This is a genomic window from Streptomyces sp. NPDC031365 (assembly GCF_055569765.1).
Map to the genome: position 1 here is coordinate 18752 of NZ_JBVIIM010000045.1, position 18981 is coordinate 37732.

Below are 18981 nucleotides of genomic sequence, written 5' to 3' on the forward strand. Positions count from 1 at the left end.
GTGTCCGCCCGGCGGACAGTCGTGTGGCTCACAGCGCACGCTCGTAACTCGCCCAGGCGATGTGCGACTCGTGCAGCGCGACGGCGATCTTCGCGATGCCCTTGGCGCCTTCGCCGAGGGCACCCTTGTGGATGCGTTCGGCGAGCCGGTCGGCGATGACCTTGGCCAGATACTCCGTGGAGGTGTTGATCCCCGCGAAGTCGGGTTCGCTGTCGAGATTGCGGTAGTTCAGCTCGCCGACGACGGCTCCGAGTTCCTGTGTGGCGAGGCCGATGTCGACGACGATGTTGTCCTCGTCCAGCTGCTCGCGCCGGAACGTCGCGTCCACGAGGAACGTGGCCCCGTGCAGACGCTGGGCCGGTCCGAAGACCTCGCCGTGGAAGCTGTGGGCGATCATGATGTGATCGCGGACGGTGATGCTGAACAACGGACGACCCTCCAGGTGCGGCGCGTCTGTTCCCCGTCCGGTCTCCGGCGGGGATTGCCGTGTAGTACGGCTGACTGTCTTCCCCTGTTCAGCGTCCGCTACGTCTTTTCTCAGGTCAGGCGTGTGTGCTGTGGTCCGGGTCGGTGTAGCGCACGCGGTGGCACAGCGCGGGGATCTCACCGGAGGCGAGCCGGGGCATGACGCCGGGCAGCTCCTCGAAGGCGGATTCGCCGGTGACGAGGGCGTCGAGCGCGGGGTCGGCGAGCAGGTCGAGGGCGAGCGCGAGCCGGTCGGCGTAGCCGCGGTGGGCGCGGGCCGGGGAGACGGTGCCGACCTGGCTGCCGCGGATGACCAGCCGTCTGGAGTGGAATGCCTCGCCCAGCGGCAGGCTCACCCTCCGGTCGCCGTACCAGCTGAGTTCGACGACGGTGCCCTCGGGGCGGAGCAGTTCGAGTGCCCGGTTCAGACCCTGTTCGGTGGCGCTGGCGTGGACGACCAGGTCGCACTCGCCGAGGGCGTCACCGGGCAGCGCGAATCCGACACCGAGGGCCTCGGCGGTCTTCGCGCGTGCGGGGTCCGCGTCGACGAGCTGGACGCGTGCGCCCGGGAAGCGTGCCAGCAGCGCCGCCACCGAGCAGCCGACCATCCCGCCGCCGACCACGGCGATACGGTCACCGAGCAGCGGCGCCGCGTCCCACAGGGCGTTGACGGCGGTCTCCACGGTGCCGGCGAGCACGGCCCGCCCGGCGGGTACGCCGTCGGGCACTGGGGTGACGGCGTGCGCGGGAACGACGTACCGCGTCTGATGCGGGTAGAGGCAGAACACCGTGCGCCCGGTGAGCTCCGCGGGTCCCTCCTCCACCACGCCCACATTGAGGTAGCCGTACTTCACCGGCCCCGGGAAGTCACCTTCCTGGAACGGCGCGCGCATCGCGGTGTGCTGGCTCTCGGGCACGCCACCGCGGAAGACGAGCATCTCGGTGCCGCGGCTCACCCCGGAGTAGAGCGAGCGCACCAGCACCTCGTCCGGGCCGGGCGCCGGCAGGGCGACCTCGCGGATCTCTCCTCGGCCAGGTGAGTCGAGCCAGTACGCACGAGCGGCGCGGTTCATCGAAGTCCTCCTGAACGATCGGGATCCTGCACGCGTACCGAGTGGTGCACAGGCCGCGCACAAGGTAGCGGCGTTGATCGACTCTGTCATACGGCCGGAGGATGCTCGGTGGCCCTGAACAACAGTTACGACGCGAGGCTCGTACAGCAGGAGACCGCCCTGGGGGCGGGCCTACAGATCCTGTTGCTGGCCCTGATCGGTACGGCGATCGGCATGGGCCCGGCGGGCTGGCTGACCGGCCTCGCGTTCGCGATCGCCACCTGGGCAGTACTGTCCCGGGCCCTGTACCGGTCCCGGCTGCGCTCCTTCGGCGCGGCGAACCGGGTCACCCTCGGCCGGGCCACCCTCGTCGGCGGGGTGACCGCGCTGGTCGCCGACTCGTTCCAGGACTCACCGCCCGTCTCCCTCTTCGTCGGTCTGACCGCCGTGGCCCTGATCCTCGACGGCGTCGACGGCAAGGTGGCACGCCGGACCGGTACGTCGACTCCGCTGGGCGCCCGCTTCGACATGGAGGTGGACGCGTTCCTGATCCTGGTGCTGAGTGTGTACGTGTCGATGGCGATGGGCCCGTGGGTGCTGCTGATCGGGGGCATGCGGTACGTCTTCGTGGCCGCCGCACGTGTCTGGCCCTGGCTGACCGCCCCCCTCCCGCCGAGCACGGCCCGCAAGACGGTGGCCGCACTCCAGGGTGTGCTGCTGCTGGTGGCGGGCGCGGCACTGCTGCCGCACGCGGTGAACGTGGGCGTGGTGGCCCTGGCCCTGGGGCTCCTGGTGTGGTCGTTCGGTCGCGATGTGCGGTGGCTGTGGCGCACGGCGCGGGTGGTGGCGGCTCCGTCCGCTCACGAGGTACGGCGGGAACTGGTCGCGAGCTGACGCCGGGGCAGCGAGCAGGCAGTACGCAGTCACTCCACTGGAGCACCACGCTCATCGAGCCTTTCCTGCTGTTCAACGGGGTGAGGAACGCCGGACACGGCACCGGGGAATTTGACGCGGTCCCGATCACACCCCTAAAACTACACACATGACATTCATTTTCAACAGTGCGAGGCGCTGGTGAGGATCGCGTTCGTCGGCAAGGGCGGCAGCGGCAAGACCACCCTGTCCGCCCTCTTCACCCGCCACCTGTCCCACTCCGGCGCCCCGGTCCTCGCCATCGACGGCGACATCAACCAGCACCTGGCGCAAGCACTCGCCCCCAGCGAGGACAGCCCGCCGACACCCCCTCCTCTGGGCCCGGGCATCCCCGACATCAAGGCCTTCCTGCGAGGCACCAACCCCCGTATCACCTCCCCCGAGTCCATGATCAAGACGACCCCGCCCGGCCGGGGCTCACGTCTCCTGCGCCTCCTCGGCGACGACGCACTGCACGCGCGGCACGTCTCCCGGGCAGCCGGCGGGATCCCGCTGATGGTCACGGGCGAGTTCGACGAGAGCGACCTGGGGGTCGCCTGCTACCACTCCAAACTGGGCGCGGTGGAGCTTTACCTCGGCCACCTCGTCGACGGCCCCGGCGAGTACGTCGTGGTCGACATGACCGCCGGCGCCGACGCCTTCGCCTCCGGACTGTTCACCCGCTTCGACATGACCTTCCTGGTTGCCGAACCGACCCGCAAGGGCGTCTCGGTCTACCGCCAGTACCGCGACCACGCCCGCGAATTCGGCATCCGCATCGCGGTCATCGGCAACAAGGTGACCGGCGAGGACGACCTCCTCTTCCTCAAGGAACAGGTCGGCGACGACCTGCTGACCCACCTGGTGCAGTCGGACTGGGTACGCGCGGCGGAACAGGGCCGGGCCGAGTCGGAGGCGCTCGACGCGCTGGAGCCACAGAACCGCCATGCCCTGACGGTCCTCCGCGAGACGGTGGACGCACAGACCCGTGACTGGGCCCGCCTGCACCGCCACGCCGTCGAGTTCCACCTCCGCAACGCACGCACGTGGGCGGACGCGCGCACGGGCGAGGACCTGGCCGCCCAGGTGGACCCCGGCTTCGTACCGGGTCCGGCCGCCCTCGCCTGACGCACACCACCACCCTTCACCCCCTCAGCGAGAACGGACTCTCCTTCATGTCCCTCGACGTCTCCCCCAGGCTTCTCGCCGAAGCCGAGCAAGGGAACATCCGCGAGCAGGACTTCGTGGACACCGTCCGCACATCCCTGCCCTATGCCTACGATCTGATCGCCTCCCTCGCTACCGAACTCAAGGCCGGGACAGCCGACTTCACGGACAACCAGACCCCTCCCCCTTCCGAGAAGGAACGCGGCCAGCTCCTCCGCGCCCTCGCCAGCGACGCGATCCGCGGCAGCCTGGAGCGCCACTTCGGCGTGGCCCTGGCCTTCCAGAACTGCCACCGGGTGGCGGCGTTCCGCCCCGAGGCGAGGGACGGTGACACACACGGCCGCTTCACGTCGGTCCGGTCCCAGATCCTGAACCAGTCCCCGGAGTTCAGGGACTGCTGACCCACCCGCCTCACCCGCCGGCTACTCGATCCCCGCGGCATCGAGTAGCCGGACCACGTCCTTGCGCCCACAGCCCAGCAGTCGCGCCCGATGAGCGGCCATCAGCACCAGGTGCGCGACGATCTCGGCCGCGTACCCGTTCCCGGTTTCGGCGTCGAACCACTCCTGGGGCTTCTCGACACCCAGGCCGTTCATCACCAGCCCGTGCTCGCGCCGGATCTCCGCCACCATGCCGGCGACCGCATCCATCAGCGTCCTCCCCGGCCGCTCGCACTCCAGGGCGAAAGCAGACTCATCGTGCACTCCGGTCGTCGCGCCGGGAAAGAGCGGGAGGTCCCCGTCACCGGTTCGAACGGACCGCCGCCCCCGCACGAGCCCTTGTCGCACAGCATCACCCGATCGTGTGACATCCCGCGCCGACGACATCACCAGCGTGACGGACGGCCGTTTCCCGGGAGCAGGTGTCAGCACCGGGCGATATCCTCTCAAGGCGCTTGCGACACATGTGTCTTACGACCACGGGGGGTGTCCATGCACGGCAGCGACCAGAACTTCCCTCAGGACTGCCCGGGGGGTCATCCGGGTATGTCGACCGAGGCCGGGATCGACGTCCAGCGACAACTGGAGTCGCTGATCCAGGACTTCCGGAGCAGCGATCCCCCGATGCCGGTGATCGTGCTGCACGCCGAGGACCCCGCCGACGACGACCGCGTCACCGAACTCGTCGACGAACTGCGCGAAGGACAACTGCGCCACGGTACGCGCCTGGCCGTCGCCCCGACCGGGCCGCAGCCGGAGAACCTCGACCCCACCGCCCAGGCCGTGCGGCTCCTGCGTGACCTCGGCGACTCCCGGAAGTGGGGCGACCGCTCCGCCGCCTACCGGCCCTACTCCTTCCCCCGCCTGGGCCTCGTCCGCACGCTCCAGGAGGCCACCGAGGACGAGGAGATGCGCCAGCACTGGCCGACCGCCCCGACCGGCACTCCGGACGGGAACGCCCAGCGGGAGCAGGCCCAGACGCATCTGCTGCGCATCCTGGCCCGGCAGCGCTGGCGCCCCCTCAGGCCCTCGCGCCGGCCCCGGCAGGTGCTGCTCAACGACGTGCAGCAGTTCCTCCCCATGGGCGTCCTGGGAGCGTTCACCGCGCTGCTCACCCGCCCCGAGTGGTACGTCGCCGTCCTGGCGGGCATCGGGCTGATGATCCTGCTCGCCGCCCTGAACCACGTCCCCGGACGCGCGCCCCTCTTCCTGTGGCTGCGCAGGGAGAGCCGGTGGTTCCTGACCACGACGTTCCTCCAGTCCGCCGCCCGCCGTCAGTCGACCAGCGTGCGGCTGCTGCGGCCCGTCCGTTCCTGGAGGGCCATAGCGGCCCGCGCCTACGACGTCGCCGAGGCCATGCGCGAGACCGGTCCGTTCCCCCTCCAGTTGTACGTGCTGGCACTCTTCGAGGACCTGCGGGACAATCACCGGCGCGGTAGCTGGGACCTGCGGGGGTTCAAACGGACCCGTCCGCCGGTGCTGTTCCTGCGCCGGGTGGGCCGGGAGAACGGCGGCATCGAACTGATCCGGGCGGTCAGCGACGTCCGCAGCCGGCGCAGCGAACTCGATCCGCTGCTGATCGTCGCGGGCGTGGCGGCGGACGACGCGGCACTGCTCGACCGGGGCACGGACGGGGACCCGCCGTTCAACCGACCGCAGCCCCAGCCCCAGGCCCCCCGCCTCCAGCAGCGGTTGCGGCACTGGTACGACGAGTGGGCCGGGAACCTCCGGGCCGATCAGTCGCCGAGCCGGACCAACGCCCTGCCCTGGGTGCTCAGGATCCCTCTCCCCCGTGACGAGCTGGTGCAGCTGCGGCACACGGACTGGCGGTGTGTCAGGGCGGGGCACCGGCCGCCCCTGGCCCGTGTGGTGTGGTCGGTGCACAGCCTGCTCCTGGTCCTCGCCCTCGCCGCCACCGCGGGCGTCGTCCACGCCCGCGAACTGCACCGGACGTACTGCTCGGCGGGCCTGCTGGCCGCCGACCGCGACACCGAACGGCGTCCCGCGCCCGGCGGCGGCGGCACGGAGTGCGTCGGCATAGCGCCCGGAGACGTCCGGTTCAGCGCGCACCTCACCGGCGGAAAGAACGAGGAAGGCAGGAGACTGCACGAGGTCGAGACACTGGTGCACGCCGAGAACGCCGAGGTGCTGCACGACCACCCCGACGCGTACGTCACCGTGGTGTACGCGGGACCGCTGAGCTCCTCCCCGGTGGACCCGTCACTGGTCAAGGGCGCCGAGGAGCTGGCCGGCGTGTACCTCGCCCAGCGCGTCGTCAATGAGAACTACACGGTGAAGCTGCGGGTGCTGCTCGCCAACGGGGGCGCGGACATGGGGCACCAGCGCGTCACGGCCGACGCGATCGCCGAATATGCCGACCGCGATCCCACCGTCGTCGGTGTCGTCGGCTTCGGCCGCGACCTGCAGAGCAGCCCGGACGCCACGCGCCGGCTCCACGCGGCGGGTCTCCCCGTAATCTCCGGCACCAATTCGGCGACCTACCTGCCGAAGGACTTCGCCAACTGGTTCAGCCTCGCGGCCCCCGACGAACACCAGGCGGACGCACTCGGTCTCGTCGCCCGGCAGCTGCGCACCCGGAACGGGACCTCGCACGCCCTGGTGCTGACCCGTGACGTCAAGGAGTCGCAGGACCGTTACACCAGCGAACAGGCGCTCTACGGCGGGGAGATGCTGAGACGGGAAGGCTTCCGGATGCTGCCCCCGAGGAGCTACCGGGTCGCCAACGGCAAGCCGGAACTGCGGCTGCACGCGGAGAGCATCTGCCGCGGGAAGGACGTCCCCTCGGTGATCTATTTCGCCGGACGGGTCGAGGACGTCGGACCGCTGATGACCCAGCTGGGCGTCGAACCGGGCTGCGCGAACAGGGAGATGTCGATTCTCACGGGCGACGACTTGAGCAAGGCCAGGTTCTCCGGCACGGGCGGCCGGGACGGCGTGGCCCCGCGGATCACCCTGTACCACGCGGCCCTGGCCGAGCTGCGGGAAGCGGCGTCCGGGACCGCCTTCTACCAGGACGCCGTCGACCACCTTCCCTGGCTAAAGGACGGCGAGGCCACGTACGACGCCCCCGACTTCGCCAGCGGGCAGACGGCCCTCGCGCACGACGCCACGCGTGCGCTGTACTGGGCGGCCAGCCTCGGAGACGTACGCCAGAGCCGCGCGGCGACCTGGGTCAACCTCAGAGGTGTCAAGCTCGACGGGATGGCCACCGGAACGATCGACCTCACCGACGCGCCCCTGTACGGCGAACGCCGCGGCCACAGCATCGTCCTCAAGCGGGTCCGGAGAACCCTGGAAGGCGTCTCGAAGGCGGAGGTCCTGTGCGGCAGACCGGCCGGCGACACCGAACCGCTCGGCGTGAAGGAGTGCTCGATCAAGTGAGCGGGAGCCGTTCGAGTGCCGACGACGGTGGTCGCCGCCCTCGTCTCCCTCACACGGCACGACGTCCTCAGGCAGGGCCTGCCTCTCCCGCCCGCCGACTACCTGTCGGTGACGTGGGAGGCTGGTGAGGTACGCGGACACGTTCCCCACCAAGTCCCGGCCCCGGTGTTCCTCTCCCCCGACGAGCCGTCCACGTCCGCCGTTTCGGCGAGGACAGGGTGACCGCCTTCCAGGGCGCCGTTCAGGCGTAGGGGTCGGGAATCACCTGGTCCGCCGTCTCGACGACCTCCTCGACACCCAGGATCTCTCTGCGTACGCCTCCGGCCTGAGCGATCAGCACGTCGGGGAGGTGCGTCTCGTGGAAGCGGAGGTACCCCACCGTGCCCACGGTCGTCGTACGGGCGCCCAGCCACAGAACGATCCTGCGTACCTCGTCGAATTCGTCGGGATGCACCTCCTGCCGCACGGTCAGCGCCCATCCGGAACCACCGGAGTGCAGGTCCCCGACCAGTGCGCCCCCGATCCGCCGCGCGGCCCCCCGGGCCTCCCACAGGGGGTACTCGTCACCGCCGCCCTGCCGTCCGCCTTCCTGCCCCAGGTGCCATCGGAGCAGGGCGAGCTCCTCGGGCGGGAGGGACCCCGGGAGGTCGAGGGCGAGTTGGAGTTCGTAGACGTCGGCCATGGCCTGAAGGCTACGAGCCCCGTACCGGTGTTCTTCACGGGGCCTACTCCTCCGGCAGGTGTGCGTCCGGGGCGTCCGGGCGGTGGTCGGGGAAGCTGGAGCGGGTGGCCGCGTCGTGGCGCACCCGCAGGTACTCCAGGTGCCGCTCGTACTGGTCGAGGCTGTCGGCGATGAGCTGTTCCCTGGTGTAGCCCATCACGTCGTAGTCCTGGTTGCCCTCGGCGAGCCGGACCTCGAAGCGGATGTAGGTGTCGTGTTCGCTGACCGACCGGGTGGCGAAGGCGGGGGTCGGCAGTTCGACGGGCCAGACATCGTAGCGGAACTCGTCGTCGGCACCGATCGGCACCCGCAGGCCGACATGGGTGAGGCCGGTCTCCTCGACGGTGCCTTCCAGGACTTCCGCCTGCGCTCCTTGCTGCCTCAGCTCCTCGGCGACTTCCCTGAAGGCGGGGCGGCACACGTTGTCGACGAATCGCGCGGCCGCCCGCCTTCCGGGGTACGCCATCGCCCGCGCCAGCCGGTGCCGCCAGTTCGGCGCCCCCGGCAGTCCGTGCTGCGTCATGCGTCCGGAGAGCGACCCGGGCAGCGTGGTGGCCCTCGCCTCCACCTTCATCCGCTCGGTACGCAACGCCAGATAGAGCCCGGCCATGACCAGGAACATGACGAAGGAGAAGGGGAGCCCCATGATGATGGTGGCGTTGGTGAGCGCCTGCACCCCGCCCACGATGAGCATGGCGAGGGTGAGCAGCCCGGTCGCCACGGCCCAGAAGATGCGCAGCCACGTGGGCGCGTCGGTCACCGGGGTGGGGAGGTCGGCGCTGAGGTTACCCATGACCAGGGCCCCGGAGTCCGCGGAGGTGACGTACAGCAGCAGCCCGACGAACGTGGCGAGGCCGGCGCTGAACAGGTATCCCGGATACTGCTCCAGCAGGCTGTAGAAGCCTTGCTCGGGAACGTTCATGGCCGTTTCGCCGAACTGGGCGTTCCCGCCGCGCACCACGAACAGGGCGCTGTTGCCGAAGATCGCCAGGAAGAGTCCGGTGAAGAGGAACGGGATGACCAGCGTCGCCGCGATGAACTCGCGCAGGGTGCGGCCGCGGGAGATGCGGGCCAGGAAGAGCCCGACGAACGGCGCCCAGGCGACCCACCAGGCCCAGAAGAAGAGGGTCCACGCGTCCAGCCACTCGGTGGGCTGGTCGTAGGCGAAGGTGTTCAGGGTCATCGACGGGAAGCCGCTGACGTAGTCCCCGACGTTCTGGACCACGGCGTTGAGCACCCGGAACGGCTCGCCGACGACCAGGATGTAGAACATCAGCAGGGCGGCGAGGAGGATGTTGAGCTGGGACAGCCTGCGGATGCCCTTGTCCACGCCGGACGCAGCCGACACGGTGGCCATCGCCACCGCGACGACGATCAGGGCGATCTGCGCGGCGAGCCCCTCCTCCACGTCGAAGAGGACTTTCAGTCCGTAGTTCAACTGCACCACGCCGATGCCGAGCGTCACGCCGATGCCGAACACGGTGCCGATGATGGCCGCCAGGTCGACGGCGTCACCGATCCGCCCGTGGATCCGGCGGCCGATGATCGGGTAGAGCGCGGAGCGGATCGCGAGTGGCAGCCGGTACCGGAAGGAGAAGTAGCCGAGTGCCATGCCCATCAGCGCGTACATGCCCCAGCCGGTGATGCCGTAGTGGAACAGCGTCCACACCACGGCCTCCCGGGCGGCCTCGAGCGTCTCCGGGTCACCCTGCGGCGGGGCGAGGTAGTGGCTGACGGGTCCGGAGACCGAGAAGAACATCAGGTCGATGCCGATGCCCGCCGCGAACAGCATCGCCCCCCAGGTGAAGAGGCCGTAGTCGGGCTTGGAGTGCTTGGGGCCCAGCTTGACCGTGCCGTACTTGGACACGGCGATGAAGACGACGAACAGCAGGTACAGGGTGGCGGCGACGAAGTAGTACCAGCCGAACCAGTGGGAGGTCTTGCCGACCGCCACGCCGATGGCGTCCTCTGCCCCGGAGGGCGTGATGATCGCCCAGAGCGAGATGGCGAGGACGAGGAGGGCCGCCCCGAAGAACACGACGGGTTTGAGCCGTGCCGGGCCGGTCGGCTCGTCCTCCGTCGGCATGCCCTCCGGCGCCGTTCCGGGGCCCTTCTCTCCAGCGGTCGACACGGTGGTGTTTCTCCTTCACTGAGGGCCGCCTGTACGTCCGTTCCCGGCGGCCTGCGGCATGTGCCGCGGCCCGCGGAGCCCGGAGGCCTCTTGACGTTGCGCGGGCGCACGGGGCGCGACCCGCGCGGGCTGCCGGTGTGCGCGGGAGAGAGGACAGTGGGCGGGCAGGTCCCGGCGACCAGGTGTCCCCGGCACGGACCGGCCGGACGTGTCGCCCTCCGGGCGGCCGCCACCGAGCACGCGCGCGGCGGCCGGCTGCGCGGGCTGCCGGGGGCCGGTCACGGTGCGGCTGCCCGGCCGGCGGGCCCGGGGCGGCCCGTGAGCAGGTCGGCGGCGCGTTCGGCGGCGAGCAGGACGGTCACCATGGGGTTGATGGTGGGCATCGTCGGGAACACCGAAGCGTCGACGACGCGCACGCCCTCGGCCCCGCGCAGTCTCAACTCCGGGTCGCAGACGGCCATCGGGTCGTCGGCCGCGCCCATCCGGCAGGTGCCGGCCGGATGGTAGACGGTGTGGGCCGCGCGGCGCCCGTACTCCGACAGGTCGGCGTCGGAGGTGACGCCCGGGCCGGGCGCGACCTCGCGCTCGAGCCAGTCCTTCAGCGGATCGGTCGCGGCGATCTCCCGGGCGACCTTGAGCCCTTCGACGACGGTGCGCTCGTCGTGCCCCTCGGGGTCGGTGAAGTACCGGAAGTCCAGGGCCGGGTGCTCGGCCGGGTTGGAACTGCGCAGCCACATACGGCCGGTGGAGCGGGCCCGCGGCACGTTCGGCGTCATGCACACCCCGTGCTCCGGTACGGGGTAGCCCAGGCGTTCGGTGTTGACGGTGAACGGCACCTGGTAGAAGTGGAACATCAGGTCCGGGCGCGGCTGCCCCTTCTCCAGGCGCAGGAACAGGCCGGCGTCCGAGTCCATCGCGGAGTTGGGCGGCAGTGGGCCCCTGGTCTCCCAGACCATCACGGACTCGGGGTGGTCCAGCAGGTTCTCCCCCACGCCGGGCAGGTCGACGTGGACGTCGATGCCCAGGCGGCGCAGGTCGTCGGCCGGGCCGATGCCGGACAGCATCAGCAGGCGCGGGGTGTCGATGGCCCCGGCGCAGAGCAGGAGTTCGCGTGTCGCGCGCACGGCGGCGGGTTCGCCGTCGGCGCCGCGCACGGCGACGCGGGTCAGCCTCCCCGACTCGTCGGTGAGCAGCCGGTGGGCCCAGGTCTCCAGCATCAGGGTGAGGTTGGGGCGGTTCAGGACGGGGTGGAGGTAGGCGACGGACGCGGAAGAACGCAGATTGCCCTCCGGTTCGTAGGCCAGGGAGAAGAAGCCGGTGCCGTCGGCGAACGGCTCGGCGTTGAAGTCGTCGACGACGGGGACCCCGGTGGCGCGGGCGGCGGCGGTGACGAAGTCCTTGGCAATGGGATTGCGGTCGGCCTCGGCCACCGGAACGATCCTGGTGAGCAGGCGGTCGCGGTACGGGAGGATCGTTGCCGGGTCCCAGCCCGTGCAGCCGGCGGCCACCCAGTCGTCGAGGTCCTGGGGCAGCGGCAGGAAGCTGATCAGCGTGTTGTGGGAGGAGCAGCCGCCCAGCACGCGGGCCCGTGAGTGCAGGATGTGGGAGTTGCCGCGTGGCTGTTCGACGGTGGTGTAGCCGTAGTCGAACTCCGTGCCGAGCAGGTTGATCCAGTTGCGCAGGCGCAGGATGCGCTCGTCACCGACATCGCTGGGGCCGCCTTCGACGACACAGACACGGCAGTCGGGGTCCTCGCTCAGGCGGGCGGCGAGGACGCAGCCGGCGGTGCCGCCGCCGACGATGACGTAGTCGTAGGCGGACTCGGCGCCGTGCGGGGTGGTGGCGGCCATGGAGTGCCTTTCTTCGCGGTGCCGTCGGGCGGTGGCGGAGGGGGTGCCGCGTCACGCTGTGCCGGGTCAGCCCTTGAACCAGCCGGAGGGCCCCGGGGCGAGGTTCTGGTAGATGTGCTTGGCTTCCTGGTACTCGCGCAGGCCCGTGGGGCCCAGCTCGCGCCCGACGCCGGAACGGCCGAAGCCGCCCCACTCGGCCTGCGGTACGTAGGGGTGGAAGTCGTTGATCCACACGGTGCCGTGCCGCAACCGCTGGGCGACGCGCTGGGCGCGGCTCGCGTCGGAGGTCCACACGCCGCCGGCCAGGCCGTAGTGGGTGTCGTTGGCCAGCTCCACCGCCTCGTCCTCGGTGCGGAACCGCTCGACGGTGACGACCGGTCCGAAGACCTCGTCCTGCACGATGTTCATGGACCGGTCGCAGTCGGCGAAGATCGTCGGCAGCAGGAAGAAGCCGCGGCTCAGCTCGGGGTCGTCGGGACGGGTGCCGCCGGTGACGAGCCGGGCGCCCTCCTCCCTGGCGGCGGCGATGTGCCGTTCGACCTTGTCACGGTGCTCGGCGGAGCTGAGCGGCCCGCTCTCGGTGCCCTCCTCCATGCCGTTGCCGAGGCGGATCGCCCGGGCGCGTCCGGCGAGGGCGTCGACGAACCGATCGTGCAGGGAGTCCTGGACCAGCAGCCGCGAACCGGCGGAGCAGACCTGTCCGGCGTGCAGGAAGGCGGCGTCGAGCGCGTGGTCCACGGCGGCGTCGAAGTCGGCGTCCTCGAAGACGATGTTGGGGTTCTTGCCGCCCAGTTCGAGGGCGATGTTCTTCGGCCCCTCGGCGGCGGCGGCCATGATGGCGCGTCCGGTGGCCAGACCTCCGGTGAAGGACACCAGGTCGACCTCGGGGTGGGCGGTCATGGCCGCGCCGACGGTCGCTCCCGGGCCGAGGACCAGGTTGGCGACGCCGGGCGGGGCGCCGGCCTCCTCGATCAGCCGCATCATGGCGATGGTGGTGAGCGGGGTGGTCTCGCTGGGCTTGAGGACGAAGGTGTTGCCCGCGGCCAGCGCCGGCGCGACCTTCCACGAGGCCTGGAGCAGTGGGTAGTTCCAGGGGGCGATGAGCGCGCACACCCCGACCGGCTGGTACACGACGCGGCTGAGGACGTCCGGGGCGACGTCCACGACCCGGCCGCCGTCCTTGCCGGCGAGTTCCCCGAAGTACCGGAAGCAGTTCGCCACGTCCTCCACGTCGAAGCGGCCCTCGGCCAGGGTCTTGCCGGTATCGAGGGTCTCGGTGCGGGCGATCTCGTCGATGTCGCGCAGCAGCAGGTCATGGACGCGCAGCAGGACGTCGGCGCGGCGGCGGGTGGGGGCGCCCGCCCAGTCCTCCTCGTCGAAGGCGCGCCGGGCGGCGCGCACCGCGCGGTCCACGTCGGTGGCGTCCGCCTCGTCGACGGTGGTGACGACGGAGGCGTCGAACGGGTTCACCACGTCCCGCCGCCCGCCGGCCGTCGCGTTCGTCCACTCACCGTCGATGTACAGCTCGCCCACCGCGGGGCCTCCTTCGCGTCCGACCGGTACCGATCGGTTCGCCGGTCGGCAGCACGGCCCATCGTGAGCTCGGCTGCCGCGGGGCGCATGGCGGGCATCGCAACCGGGTGGCCCCGGTGGCCCCGGTGGCCCCGGTGGCCCCGGACGGGCTAACGACCGGGCGGACCGGCCGGTGGTTAGCCCGTCCGGGCGGACCGGCCGGTGGTTAGCCGACCGGGCGGACCGGCCGGTGGTTAGCCCGTCCGGGCGGACCGGCCGGTGGTTAGCCGACCGGGCGGACCGGCCGGCAAGGACGGTCCGGTCAGGTCGGTGACACGGGTGGTACCGCGTCGGAGGCGCCGACCGCGCCAGGACCAGCGGCCGACGCTGCGCGGGCGCAGCCGTGCACGGCCAGGAACCGTTGTCCGGACCGTGGCCGCCCGCCCTCCCTCCACGCCCCGTCGGGGCGCCCCTGGCTCTCTCAGTGGCCGGCCCGCCCGCTCATGAGGTGATCGTCCCCCGACGGTGATCAGCGAGGGGCCGGGCCTTCGCGCAGCCAGGTCAGCCTTTCGTCGGCCGCCCGCAGACTGGGGTGTCCGGGGCCGTAAATGCGCTGGTAGTCGCGGACGCAGCGGTCGAGCAGCTCGGCGGCCTCGGCATGCCGGCCCACATCGATCAGTACGTTGGCGAGGTTGTCCCGGGTGGCGACCGTCGTGGGGTGGGCGTCGCCGTGCAGCGCGACGCGCCCGTCAAGGACCGCGCGCAGGATGGGCACGGCGTCCTCGTAGCGCTGCATGGCGTGCAGGACGGCGGCGAGGTTGTTGCGCGCGGTGAAGGTGGACTCGTGATGCGGCCCCACCGTCGCCTCCAGCGACCGCACGACGGCGCGGATGTGCTGTTCCGCCTCGGCGTACCGGTCCAGTCGGACCAGGACGGCGCCGAGGTTGCCCCGGGCTGCGACCGTGGTCGTGTGGTCGCGCCCGTACTGGTCCTCCAGCCGGGGCACGAGGGCGCGTAAGGCGCGCTCGGCCTCACCGTGGCGACCGCACTTGATCAGCGAGGCGGCGTGGGCGTTGGCGGAGGACAGGACATCGGGGTGGTTGTCCCCGAGCAGCCGGACACGGCGCTCCAGGACGTCCCGCATCAGCGGTTCGGCTTCGGAGGCGCGGCCGAGGTCCTCCAGGACGGCGGCGAGTCGGGTGGCACTGCGCAGCGCGTCGGGGTGGTCGCGGCCCAGCGTGTCCGACTGGGCGCGGAAGGTGTCGCGCCACGCCGTCTCGGAGAGGCGCAACTGACCGGTGGCGTGGAGGACGTCGGCCAGCTCGACGGAGGTGCACAGGGTTTCCTCGTGGCGGTCGCCGAGCACGGCCCACTGGGTGCGCACCACGTACTGGTAGAGCTCGACGGCTTCCTCGCCCCGTCCCGGGGTCGATCCCAGGACCCGGGCGAGTTCGCGCATGGCTGTGAGGGCGTCCGGGTGCTCGGGGCCCAGCCTGTCGATGGCGGACCGGGCACGCATGGCGTGGAATTTTTCGGGGGAGATCTCGACGCGGGCGATCTCCTGCTCCGGCCGGCCCTCCGTCACCTCCGTGATGGTGATGTGTCCTCCGGCCGGCCGCCAGGTGTTCCCGGATTCTCCCGCGGGCTGCGGCGCGTGCGGGTCCGGCCGGGACGGCCCGTCCGTGGGTTGGCGGTGTTCCTGCCCACTCTCCTGTTCCTGTCGAGGCGGTGTCGGTTGTGGCGGCGGTGCACCGGCGTCCTGGCCGTCCACCGCGTCTCGTCGCCGCCGCCATCGGGTCATCGTGACCGCCTCCTCGTTGCTGCCGGTGTCGTCAGGCGCCCGCGTGCACGTGTGCCGCCCACAGGCTGGGACTGGCCGCGAAGGCGGCGCGGCACCGCAGGACCGCTTGGTGCAGGGCGTCGGCCGTCCTCGCGTCGTCCAGCTCCGTCCCGCCATCGGGCCCTTGGGTGCACAGCTCCCGGTAGAGGAGGCGCATGACGCGGACGGCCACCGCGTCGTGCACCGGCCAGAGCGTCCCGACGGCGTGGGCATATCCCGCGAGCTGGAAGGCGGAGGTGATGTGGATGGCCTCGTCGGCCAGTTCGCCCCCGCCGCGTGCCGTCTCGCAGGCGGACATCACCGCGAGTCGCGCCGCCGGCAGTTCCAGGCGGGACACCTCACGAACCGTCAGGGGACGGGTCGTATGGTCGTGCACCAGGAGTCGCCCGTTGGAGGGGTCGGCGGGCTCGCTGACCCCGTGGCAGGCGAAGTGCACGCAGGGGTGACGGGGCAGGGCGTCCATCACCCGTTCGAAGGTGGCCTGCTCCTCGTACAGCACCTCGGTCGGCAGGAGGCCGCGCAGTACCTCCACCTCGCGCCGCGCGCCGCCGAGCGGTCGGGCACCGGGGGTGTCGGGGAGTGCCACGGCGAGCAGCGGGCCCTGCGGGTGGGGCGCGGCGGCCCGGGCCCGGGCGTACCGGAGAGCTCCGACGGTCGGCGTGTAGGAGGAGACCACCCGGTCCAGTACCGTTCGCGGTCCTTGCGCGTTCGCCGCCGGGGCGGACACGGTTCCGGCGTCCGGTACCGCCTCCGGCGCCTCGCCGTGGTGACCGGCGGCGTGCAGCGGCAGTGAGGCCAGCGCGCCCCCCGGTGACCACCACACGCGCTGCCACTCGCCGTCGGGCGTGGGCCCGCGCGCTCCGAGCCGGCCGAGCACCGGACCGGTGACGTGGTCCCAGGTCCAGGCCAGTACCTCGCTGACGGTCTGCTGGGCCGCTCGGTCGCGGGCGGGGTCGGTCGCGTCGGCGAGCGCCCGCTCGAGGCGGTCCGTCTGTTCGGCGACAGCACGCGGGGTGGCCCGCGGCAGGGGAACGAGGAGCACCTTGCCGTCCCGCAGCACCAGGGCGTCACTGCGGTACGCGCTGCAGTAGGCGAGCACGACCGGGCCCTTGTCGGCGCAGGCCAGCAGCGTTTCGACGGCCTGCGCGCGGAGGAAGTCGGAGAAGCCGGGCCGCGCGCGGATCTCGGCGACCAGGTGTTCCAGCTCGGCCGCGAGGGTGTGCCGCAGGTCGGTGGTGCCGGCGGGCAGCCGTCCCGGGGCGGTGTCCGCGGCGGCGGCGGTGGCATCGAGTGCGTCGAGCCGTTCCCGTAGGTCGGTGAAGCGTTCGGCGAGGGCGGGGTGGGCGTCGCGCAGCCGTCCGAGTCCGTCGCGGGTGGCCATGGCACGGCCCAGCAGGACGCCGCGGCCCTGTTCCAGCAGTTGCACCGCGCGCTCCGGCTGCCCGGCGTGGACGGCACACGCGGCTGCTTCGGCGGCCAGCCCCCGCACCCGGGACAGAGCGCGTTCCTGGTCGCTGCGGACCAGTCGGCCCGACGCGGCGAACGGCAGCAGTTCGAGGGCCAGTTCGTAACCCGGCAGGGCGTCGTCCCATCGGTTGCCGTCCGCGGCGGCGGCGCCCCATTCCCAGGCCGCGAGCACCCGCTCGTAGGCGGGCAGGGACCTGGTTCCGGCGGCCTGCCGGTAGGCGTCCTCCGCCGCTCGGAGCACTCCCGGGTCGCCGTCTCGGTGGTGCACGGCGCGCAGCGCGTCGCCGTACGCCTTCAGGTAGTTTCCGTGGGTCGAGGTGTGCTCGGTGACGGCCCATACGGCGCGGCCCAGTTCGCTGACCGCCTGCTCCAACTCACCGGGTCCGCCGGTGGCGTGGTGCTTGGTGAGGCGGGCGGAGCCGAGGTTGGAGAGGACCACGGCGAGCGCCGGATCGCCGTAGGGGACCTGCTGGGCGGCCTGCTCCAGCAGGGCGATGGCCTCGTCGAGGTCTGCCACGTCGGCGGTGGACTGGAACCGTGCTCGCAGGGCGTTGGCCAGGTGGTTCAGCCGGTCGGCGCGCGACTGGCCGGCCGCGGGCGCCAGGGCGAGCGCCCGACGGGCCACGTCGATCGCCTCGTCGGCGGCCGCGGTGTCCCTGGTCGCTCCGTGCCAGCTCTGCAGGACGACTCCCAGATTGGCGAGCCGTCCGGCCTGGAGGGCGGGGGGCGCCTGTGAGGCGTGGAGGGCTTCCCTCGCCAGGCGGGAGGCTTCCCGCAGGGAGGTCAGGTCGTCGGTCTGGAGGGCGCGCTCGCGCAGGGTGACGGCGAGGTTGGCCAGGGTTTCGGCGTGCTCGTCCGTGCCCGGTCGCTGCTCGGCGAGGGCGGTACGCAGGGTGGCGACGGCTTCGTCCAGCAGTGCCGCGTCACCGGTCCACTGCGCCAGTCTGTGCAAGGTGTTGCCGAGGCTGGTCCGTCTCATGGCGCGTAACGGGGCACCGGGGCGGAACAGTGTCAGGGCCTCGCGCAGCGAGGCCGCGGACTCCTCGAGCAACGTCGGCTCCCCGGTGGCCTCGGCGGCCAGGCGCAGAGCGATGCCCAGCCCGGCGAGCAGCTCGGCGCGGTCCGGGTGGCCGTGCGGGCATTCGGCCAGGGCTGTGCGGTGGACGCTCAGCATCGCGGACCTGTTGGTCTCCTCGGGATGGTGCTCGAACCACTGGCGCAGGGCCTGGGTGAGGTTGCGCAGGACGATCACGCGGGCGGGGCCGCCCGGCGGGGCGGCCTCCAGCGCGGTGCGCCACATGTCCAGTGCCTCGCGCAGGGCGCCGACGTCCCCGTCGTACAGGTACGCGCTGTACCGGAGTCCGGCCAGATTGCTCCGGTAGCCGGGACGGTCGTCCGATCCGTCCGGCAGCGTACGGAGCGCGCGTCGTTGGGCGTCCGTCGCGCGGCGGAGATCCGTCGCGGCGGAGCCGGCCGTGTCCGTGGCCCGAGACCCCGTGGCCGGTACTCCTTCACGGCCGACGGCAATCCTGTGTCGCAAGTGCAGCACCTCCCCGAGGGCGCCGAGCGACTGCGCCGCGGTCTCGGCCTCCTGGGGGAGGCGGGCCGCCCGGTCGAACGCCTCCACGGCCCGGTCGAGGTCGTCCGGCCGTCCGTACAGGTCGAACCGCTGCTGGTACGCGAGGCCCAGGAGCCGCACGTCCTGCGGGCGGACCGGTTCGCACACGGCCCGTTCCCGGCCCAGGTCGATCAGTGTCTCAAGGTCGTCGGGGCGCCGCAGCAGTGAGTACCGGGTCTGCAGGGCGGCCATCAGGTTGGCGGCCCGGACCGCGGTCCGTACGGTGTCCGGCGCCGTCGTCGGGGCGAGAAGCTGCCCGTAGAGGGCGATCGCCTCGTCGAGGGCCTGCCGGTCACCGGTCTTGAGGTGGTGCACCAGCAAGCGGCCGGCGCGCGCTTCGGCGTCCGCCCCGTCCGCCCCGTCCACCGCTCGCGCGGGACTGCCGTTCGACACGCCCACCCCCC

The 18981-nt window shown here is 71.8% G+C and carries 14 protein-coding genes; 5 read left to right on the top strand and 9 right to left on the bottom strand.

Annotation, left to right across the window (positions count from 1 at the left end):
- Positions 1–28 precede the first annotated feature (28 nt).
- Together ACZ5C2_RS36550 and ACZ5C2_RS36555 are read right to left on the bottom strand one after the other, a co-directional pair.
- Complete coding sequence (locus tag ACZ5C2_RS36550; protein ID WP_468800987.1) at positions 29–427, bottom strand: 6-pyruvoyl trahydropterin synthase family protein; 399 nt, start codon at positions 425–427, stop codon at positions 29–31.
- 115 nt (positions 428–542) lie between these two features.
- Positions 543–1538, bottom strand: a complete 996-nt coding sequence (locus ACZ5C2_RS36555) for a zinc-dependent alcohol dehydrogenase (RefSeq protein ID WP_468800988.1) — start codon at positions 1536–1538, stop codon at positions 543–545.
- Between the two features lie 108 nt (positions 1539–1646).
- Between ACZ5C2_RS36555 and ACZ5C2_RS36560 the strand changes: the two genes are divergently transcribed.
- From ACZ5C2_RS36560 to ACZ5C2_RS36570, 3 genes are all read left to right on the top strand, one after another.
- On the top strand, positions 1647–2411 hold the full coding sequence (locus tag ACZ5C2_RS36560) for a CDP-alcohol phosphatidyltransferase family protein (protein ID WP_468800989.1): 765 nt from the start codon (positions 1647–1649) through the stop codon (positions 2409–2411).
- 180 nt (positions 2412–2591) lie between these two features.
- Positions 2592–3557 (top strand): ATP-binding protein, encoded by a 966-nt coding sequence (locus tag ACZ5C2_RS36565; RefSeq protein WP_468800990.1) that lies wholly within the window; start codon positions 2592–2594, stop codon positions 3555–3557.
- A 47-nt stretch (positions 3558–3604) separates the two neighbouring features.
- On the top strand, positions 3605–3997 hold the full coding sequence (locus ACZ5C2_RS36570) for an SCO5389 family protein (protein ID WP_468800992.1): 393 nt from the start codon (positions 3605–3607) through the stop codon (positions 3995–3997).
- Between the two features lie 21 nt (positions 3998–4018).
- On the opposite strand, the gene ACZ5C2_RS36575 is transcribed toward ACZ5C2_RS36570, so the two are convergent.
- Positions 4019–4246: a hypothetical protein gene (locus tag ACZ5C2_RS36575; protein WP_468800994.1), complete on the bottom strand. Its 228-nt coding sequence runs from the start codon at positions 4244–4246 to the stop codon at positions 4019–4021.
- A 336-nt stretch (positions 4247–4582) separates the two neighbouring features.
- On the opposite strand from ACZ5C2_RS36575, the gene ACZ5C2_RS36580 reads away from it, so the two are divergent.
- Together ACZ5C2_RS36580 and ACZ5C2_RS36585 are read left to right on the top strand one after the other, a co-directional pair.
- The gene (locus ACZ5C2_RS36580; protein WP_468800995.1) at positions 4583–7438 is read left to right on the top strand and encodes a type 1 periplasmic-binding domain-containing protein; all 2856 of its coding nucleotides are present in this window, start codon (positions 4583–4585) and stop codon (positions 7436–7438) included.
- A 15-nt stretch (positions 7439–7453) separates the two neighbouring features.
- Positions 7454–7660, top strand: a complete 207-nt coding sequence (locus ACZ5C2_RS36585; protein ID WP_468800997.1) for a hypothetical protein — start codon at positions 7454–7456, stop codon at positions 7658–7660.
- Positions 7661–7679: 19 nt separating this feature from the next.
- Here ACZ5C2_RS36585 and ACZ5C2_RS36590 read toward each other — a convergent pair whose 3' ends face one another.
- The 6 genes from ACZ5C2_RS36590 to ACZ5C2_RS36615 form a co-directional block, all read right to left on the bottom strand.
- Positions 7680–8120 carry a hypothetical protein gene (locus tag ACZ5C2_RS36590; RefSeq protein WP_468800999.1) on the bottom strand — a complete coding sequence of 147 codons (441 nt, stop codon included), beginning with the start codon at positions 8118–8120 and terminating at the stop codon, positions 7680–7682.
- Between the two features lie 43 nt (positions 8121–8163).
- Positions 8164–10290, bottom strand: a complete 2127-nt coding sequence (gene betT / locus ACZ5C2_RS36595) for a choline BCCT transporter BetT (RefSeq protein WP_468801000.1) — start codon at positions 10288–10290, stop codon at positions 8164–8166.
- A 278-nt stretch (positions 10291–10568) separates the two neighbouring features.
- Positions 10569–12140, bottom strand: coding sequence for a GMC family oxidoreductase (locus tag ACZ5C2_RS36600; protein ID WP_468801002.1), 1572 nt, complete (start codon positions 12138–12140; stop codon positions 10569–10571).
- Positions 12141–12206: 66 nt separating this feature from the next.
- Positions 12207–13673, bottom strand: a complete 1467-nt coding sequence (locus ACZ5C2_RS36605) for an aldehyde dehydrogenase family protein (RefSeq protein ID WP_468801003.1) — start codon at positions 13671–13673, stop codon at positions 12207–12209.
- Between the two features lie 508 nt (positions 13674–14181).
- Positions 14182–15237 carry a tetratricopeptide repeat protein gene (locus ACZ5C2_RS36610; protein WP_468801004.1) on the bottom strand — a complete coding sequence of 352 codons (1056 nt, stop codon included), beginning with the start codon at positions 15235–15237 and terminating at the stop codon, positions 14182–14184.
- Positions 15238–15484: 247 nt separating this feature from the next.
- The gene (locus tag ACZ5C2_RS36615) at positions 15485–18970 is read right to left on the bottom strand and encodes a CHAT domain-containing protein (RefSeq protein ID WP_468801005.1); all 3486 of its coding nucleotides are present in this window, start codon (positions 18968–18970) and stop codon (positions 15485–15487) included.
- Between the last annotated feature and the right edge of the window lie 11 nt (positions 18971–18981).